This is a genomic window from Oligella sp. HMSC05A10, from assembly GCF_001808335.1.
In the GTDB taxonomy this organism is placed as follows: domain Bacteria; phylum Pseudomonadota; class Gammaproteobacteria; order Burkholderiales; family Burkholderiaceae_B; genus Oligella; species Oligella urethralis.
Genome location: NZ_KV792861.1, coordinates 1 through 6,068 on the forward strand (window position 1 = coordinate 1; position 6,068 = coordinate 6,068).

Consider the following 6,068-nt stretch of genomic DNA (forward strand, 5'->3'; position numbering starts at 1 on the left):
AAATCAAGTTACACAAAATACCTTACACCCTCCTTTACCTTGACCCTGCGGCAAGCCCTGACTTTACATTAGGGCTTTTAAGGATTTGCCTGTTGACACCACGTAACGAGACGGGCACAAACAACGCTCTCAATCGCTCACTGCAGAGATACCTTGACTCACACTAGCCCTTCATCAAGCCTTGGCCTAGATAGTTATCACCGCCTTCCATCCCCGGCAAAACAAAATAATAACCACCCCCAAAGGGCTTAATATAGCGCTCCAAGGGCTCACCGTTAAGCCTTGTTTGAGTATGAATAAAGCCTCGATACAAGTCATTCTGAAATGCTATGAAGATCAACCCCATATCCAAAAGCCCAGAGGCATGCACCCCTAGCGAGTAACTAAAACTGCGACGTCTCATCTTAGAGACATGGCGCTCGGGATCGCGCGGCTCGGCCCGACGCATATGTGAATCATACAAAATGCGGTCTCCATGCGGGTCTTTTAGTAGCTCTGGATCGTCAAACTCACCCTTCATACCAATCGGCGCGCCACTACGCTTATCCCTGCCAAAGTCGTTTTCCTGATCCTCCAACGGCGTGCGATCCCAAAACTGCAAATTAAAACGAATTAGTCGCACCGCCATATATGATCCGCCCTCGCACCAACTCGGCTCCTCTTGTTTAGGCGTAACCCAGACTAAATCATCCATCAAAGCAGCGTCCTTGCTGTCGGCATTACCCGTACCGTCCTTGAAACCAAATAAATTAATCGCCGTCTGCCCACGGTCAATATCACGGGCTGGTAGGAAGCCGTCAATCTTCCATACTGGTGACATATAGCGCTCGGTATGTCGCACGATATCGCGTAACGCATAAATCACACTCTCACGACTATTGGCACAAAACTGCAGTAGTAAATCACCGCCCACCCAGCTAGCCTCTAAACGATCATTAGGAAAGCGAGCCATCTCCATCAAATGCTTAGGCTTACGGTCCTTAAGACCAAAGCGATCGTCAAATAACGTGTGACCGACCGCCACGGTAACCGTTAACAAATCAGGCTCTAATTTACCGCCTAAGATCCCAGACTCTGCCGGTGGCAAGCGATCATCCTCATCCACCGGAATCTGTTGAGGTGCTGTTAAATAACTAATACGGCGTGAAAGCACCCTAAACAGCTCATCCAGCTCCTCGACTGTATCAATGGTTAGATTAAAAGTAATAACTATCGCTTCCTTGTGATCTGGTGTAATCACGCCCTGCTGATGCGGCCCATGCGCATCAATATAGCGAGCGTAATTTGGCATACAGCTCGTGTTATCGGCAGTTCGTGTTGCGTCCTTGGCAAAGGCGCTATGCGTTGCTGCCGCCCCCAAGGCACTCATCCCCACCCCCAACTGCCCAAATCGGCGTAATACATGACGACGTGAAGAGGAAAAATGACGGCGCTTGCGATGGGTTGACATAATCTACTCCGACTTATACTTAAAATACACTTCAATATCCAATAAAGCGCGTAGCTCAGCCAGCTGCTGAGCCTGCTCCGTAACGAGGGAATAGAGACGCGCCTTATCAGCTGCATTTAGCTGATTAAACTGTTTAAAGCCCTCGCCCTCACGATAGTTATCCATAATGTGTTGAATGCGCTCAAAAACAGCAGTGATATTAGCCATCACCGGCTCATCAATAAAGGGCGCTAATAAGCTCACCACCTGCCGCGAGCCATCAATATTAGCTTGTATATCCGCCAAATCGGAGCCCGCATATTGATTTTCGATGCCGAGCAACTTCTTTTCCAAAATCATTTCCATAAAATCGGCGGCCGATTGCACTAACTTAGCAATCTCCAGCGTTTCAATAGCAATGCGCTTATTTACATCCCGTAATTGATACAGCAAATCCTGCGTATCTCGGATCGTCTTTTCCTCATCAGCAAGCACGAAAATATCATATTCGACACGATGATAGCCTTTGAAATTTGGATTCGCCTCGCGATCCAGATAATAATCTGCCCGCGTATTGACCACATCATCAATAAAACCAAAAGACTGTAATGCCGGACGAATCCGCTCATAAGCTTGATGCGCCCTAATGTAATGTGGCTTCGCCTCAGCCAACGCAGCGCTCTCCGCCAACTCAACGATCATCGTTAATTCCGCAATCGACTCCTCAATCGCAGATGCCATATACTGCATATACGCCTCAATGGCTGGTATAAACTTCTGAGGGGTAGGAATATCACCTTTGGCCGCGGTAGCATCCCCCGTATTCAGCACTGGGGCGCGTATCGCGTGCGCTGGCATCACCTGCACCAGCAAAGCGGCGACTAACAATGTTAGACTCGCCGCTTTAGCTGGACGATTAAGCCACTTCAACTCGTTGTATCTCATGATGATTAGGCCGTTTAAAAATAAACACAACCAGCGCCCAAAACACCACAAAGACAATCACATTGAGTAAGGTCGGCTGGTCACGGTAAGCAAAAAAGGAACCCGCTAAATTACCCACAACACTTGAGGTACTTAATAGCGCAGAGCTATCCCATAACTCGCTATAAGTCCATGCTGGTAGCAATTCAATATAATCACTCTCCACCAGCAAATTAACAACATCCTCAACCGCGCGCATCAGCAGTGACAGACCTAAAAATAAGAGCAAAAAGCCGGTCACATTAAAGAACTTCTTCCATGACACCACGCGACTCGTCAAAATAAATAAGTAAAAAGTAGCTAATGATGCGAGTAAGCCAATCGCCACCTCGGTAATAAAAGCCAGACTATTTTGCGCATTAAGTGCCATGATCTGCGCCGATAAGAAAACCACAATCTCTGAACCCTCGCGTGCAATGGCCACTAAAATCACAAACAAGGCGCCCCACCAAGCATAGCTCTCGCGGCTTTTGACCATCTCACTCTCTATCGCCGATTTCATATGGCGAGCGTTTTTGTGCATCCAGTAAACCATTTGCACAATTAAAACGCATGCGATGATTTGCATAATGATCATAAAGATCGTTTGTGGCGCCCCTTCTAAGGCACTAAACACCCCATAAATCACCAATGCTAAAATCACTGCCACCAGTATGCCGAGCAGTACCCCGCCCCACAAGTAACGCATACAACTGCGATCCTCCTGCTTAGCCATCCATGCATAAATAATACCGATGACCAGCAAGGCCTCAAAACATTCTCGCCATACGACAAACGCAACTTGACCCATGGTGACACTCCCTTTAATAATTTACTTAACGATTAACTTGCCCTTAGGTTTATCTAGATGAAAGTCATCAAAAAAGTCATATTCACCAGGCTTTTTAGGAGCAATCACCACTACCGAGGTCACCCCCGGCGCCAAAACCTTTTCCTTGCGCAATTGCAGACTCTCAAACTCTGCTGGACCGGTACCAATATTTGTCACCTCAATACGGATAATGGTATTGGCTGGCGCCTCTAACACCATCGGAATCAAATCACCGTCCTTCATTTGCAACTGCACCGTGTGCTTTTCTTTACCCTTAGCCATGACGGGCGAAGCGCTTAAGAAAAAGGACGTGATTAATGCCATTAAAAGAAATACTATTTTTCTCATTGGACTACCTATTCAAAAAAAGAAAAAGCTCACAGACCGACCGCTAGCGGCTTCCTGTGAGCTTAAACACTGAGACTACGCCCTCCGGGCGCAGTGCTTAGTAACTACCCTTACGTCCGGTACCGCTGTAATCAAACTCCCAAGACACATCAAAAGGCCGGAACCACGGACCAACACCGGTCTCCTTATCAATGTGGCGACCCATTTGATTTGGGTTAGGAGGAGAAATATTAAACGTCACTTTGTACTTGCCGTGACCGTCTAATTTGACGTTATCCCCATAGTGTGGACCATCACTTGCGACCATCATCATAAAATGACCGTCATGATTGAAGTTACTGCCACCATCAACCTTTTTGATGTTATAAGTGATGTTCAGATTAGGAATCCAATCACCTTCAGCAAAGCCGTTAGGGTTACCATCCAGCGCATGAATATCAGCCTCTAAGTGAATATCGGAGTCCTTAGCAGGACGATGCTGGTGCTCCGGCTCTACGCCCTCATTATCCATCGTGATGGGCTGTAAATAAACACCCACGATTTCCATACCATCTTTTAGCACAGGCTCACCGACTGGATACTCTTGTGCATTTGCCGCTGAAGCAAATAATAAGGCGGTCGCACTAGCTAGTAACGCATTGCCAATTAACTTCATATCTAACTCCTCTTTGTTAATATTAAGAATGATTCTCATTATTAATATACTCTCCTTCACTTGCCCTTTCAATAGGTAATTTGTAAAAAAATCAGTGAGTTATTAGCGCTAACATAAAAAACCGAGGGCTGTATACACGCCCTCAGCCCCCACACGTTAGCAAGCATATTTATATAAGTTTTAAATGATTAAATAACTTGACACTCACCTCAATCTAAATGATAATTATTATCGATTATTACTTTGGGTAATAATTATATTCTTTTTGTCTATAAGTGTTTTTACTAAATTAATTCCATGTCAACAAAACCTTCTTTATTATCGCTATGCTTAATGGGCGGCCTAGGGAGTATTAGTGCCTTTGCTCAGGCCCAAACTAATACCGCTGAGTCTGCCGAAGTATTCCAGCTTCCTAATGTTGTTGTGACCACTACGGAACCTGCCACACAAAAAACGATTAGTCGTGATGATATACAGCTAAAACAAGCAAACAGTATTGCTGACGTCTTATCTAATGAACCCTCCATTAGTGTGGGCGGTGGCGCCCGAAACGCACAACGCTTCTACTTAAGAGGTATTGATTCAGGCAACTTAAATGTCACTATTGATGGTGCTACACAAGGTCGAAGCTTACATCAACACCGAGGTAATATTGGTAGCATCGATCCTCAATTATTAAAACGAGTCACCATTCAACCAGGCCCTAGAGCTGATGCGGGACCGGGTGCCTTAGGTGGTAGTGTGCGCTTTGAAACAGTGGATGCTCAAGACTTATTAAAAGGCGATCGCAAAGCCGGTTTTATCGCAAAAACGGGCTACGCCACCGCTGATAAAGCCAAGCAAGGTGGGCTTACTTTGTACGGCTTAGTGGCTGATCGTATTGGTCTATTAGCCCATATTGGCGCTGTTAATCGTGAAGACTACCGCGAAGGGGGTGGTCAACGAACCCCTAACTCAGCAGGTCAAGATAGAGACTATATGCTTAAACTCAGTCTTATTGAGCAATACGGTCATAGCTTAAGAATCGGTGCCTCACGCAGCCAAAATACAGGGCTTTATCTATTTGGATCGATAGGTAGCGATATGGGCTAACCGCCCGAAAATTCAATTCCTTCACGTCAACGGATACAACGCAACACCTATACGCTTGAACACCGTTTTAACCGTGATGACATTGCCTGGTTGGACTGGAAACTCAATCTCTATGCTAATCGCAATAAACTCACCGATTATCAAGCTAACCGCTCAGCTAAGACCAATGCCTATGGCGGTAGCGCAAAAAACACCTTCAAAGCAGAATATGGTGATCTTTATAATCAACTCACCGTTGGCGCAGACTATCATTATGAAGAAGGAGAAACCAATGGTCTAATGGGACCACGCTTTCTTGGAACCAAAAAGAAAACAACCGATAGTAAAAACCTCGGTCTCTTTATTCAAAATGAATTACAGTTCAAACGACTTCGTGTAGGCGCTGGCCTTCGCTTTGACCGTTATAGCACTGACTACGGTCCCTACCATATGAGCGATAGTCACTTCTCACCTAATATCAGTGCTGAACTTGAATTAGCTTATGGCTTTAGTGTTGACGCTAGCCATGCTCGCGCCGTCCGTGGGAGTGGCAGCATACCCATGGGCTTTTTAACGCGGGTCGATGATAAGACGAACTTCAATAATGGCCAGCCCTTAAAAGCAGAAAAGTCCAAATCAACCGAGTTTGGTTTAAGCTTCAAAAAATCTGGCGTATTTACTCAATATGATGCACTTAGTGCGAGAGCAAGTTATTTTAATACCCATATCGATAATATGAGACTTTTGCATAAAAGCAGTTAAATACCGGA

Annotated in this window: 7 protein-coding genes; 2 read left to right on the forward strand and 5 right to left on the reverse strand. The window is 45.6% G+C overall.

Annotation, left to right across the window (positions count from 1 at the left end; all coding sequences use genetic code 11):
• Positions 1-163: 163 nt before the first annotated feature.
• The 5 genes from efeB to HMPREF3144_RS02480 form a co-directional block, all read right to left on the reverse strand.
• Positions 164-1,450: an iron uptake transporter deferrochelatase/peroxidase subunit gene (gene efeB / locus HMPREF3144_RS02460; RefSeq protein WP_018027417.1), complete on the reverse strand. Its 1,287-nt coding sequence runs from the start codon at positions 1,448-1,450 to the stop codon at positions 164-166.
• Between the two features lie 3 nt (positions 1,451-1,453).
• Positions 1,454-2,374: an EfeM/EfeO family lipoprotein gene (locus HMPREF3144_RS02465; protein WP_040614296.1), complete on the reverse strand. Its 921-nt coding sequence runs from the start codon at positions 2,372-2,374 to the stop codon at positions 1,454-1,456.
• Positions 2,346-3,203, reverse strand: a complete 858-nt coding sequence (locus tag HMPREF3144_RS02470) for an FTR1 family iron permease (RefSeq protein ID WP_018027415.1) — start codon at positions 3,201-3,203, stop codon at positions 2,346-2,348. Before HMPREF3144_RS02470 ends, HMPREF3144_RS02465 begins: the two co-directional genes overlap by 29 nt.
• A gap of 21 nt (positions 3,204-3,224) precedes the next feature.
• Positions 3,225-3,548, reverse strand: coding sequence for a cupredoxin domain-containing protein (locus tag HMPREF3144_RS02475; protein WP_048767603.1), 324 nt, complete (start codon positions 3,546-3,548; stop codon positions 3,225-3,227).
• Between the two features lie 121 nt (positions 3,549-3,669).
• Positions 3,670-4,227, reverse strand: coding sequence for an iron transporter (locus tag HMPREF3144_RS02480; protein WP_018027412.1), 558 nt, complete (start codon positions 4,225-4,227; stop codon positions 3,670-3,672).
• 297 nt (positions 4,228-4,524) lie between these two features.
• Between HMPREF3144_RS02480 and HMPREF3144_RS02485 the strand changes: the two genes are divergently transcribed.
• Positions 4,525-5,319, forward strand: a complete 795-nt coding sequence (locus HMPREF3144_RS02485; protein WP_048767602.1) for a TonB-dependent receptor plug domain-containing protein — start codon at positions 4,525-4,527, stop codon at positions 5,317-5,319.
• A 33-nt stretch (positions 5,320-5,352) separates the two neighbouring features.
• Positions 5,353-6,060, forward strand: coding sequence for a TonB-dependent receptor plug domain-containing protein (locus HMPREF3144_RS02490; protein ID WP_256388358.1), 708 nt, complete (start codon positions 5,353-5,355; stop codon positions 6,058-6,060).
• The last annotated feature ends 8 nt before the right edge of the window (positions 6,061-6,068 follow it).

Bases quoted from the DNA above. Each gene is read 5' to 3' on its own strand.
- HMPREF3144_RS02475 (WP_048767603.1), bottom strand. From the start codon at position 3,548: ATGGCATTAATCACGTCCTTTTTCTTAAGCGCTTCGCCCGTCATGGCT.
- HMPREF3144_RS02485 (WP_048767602.1), top strand. From the start codon at position 4,525: ATGTCAACAAAACCTTCTTTATTATCGCTATGCTTAATGGGCGGCCTA.
- HMPREF3144_RS02470 (WP_018027415.1), bottom strand. From the start codon at position 3,203: ATGGGTCAAGTTGCGTTTGTCGTATGGCGAGAATGTTTTGAGGCCTTG.
- efeB (WP_018027417.1), bottom strand. From the start codon at position 1,450: ATGTCAACCCATCGCAAGCGCCGTCATTTTTCCTCTTCACGTCGTCAT.
- HMPREF3144_RS02465 (WP_040614296.1), bottom strand. From the start codon at position 2,374: ATGAGATACAACGAGTTGAAGTGGCTTAATCGTCCAGCTAAAGCGGCG.
- HMPREF3144_RS02480 (WP_018027412.1), bottom strand. From the start codon at position 4,227: ATGAAGTTAATTGGCAATGCGTTACTAGCTAGTGCGACCGCCTTATTA.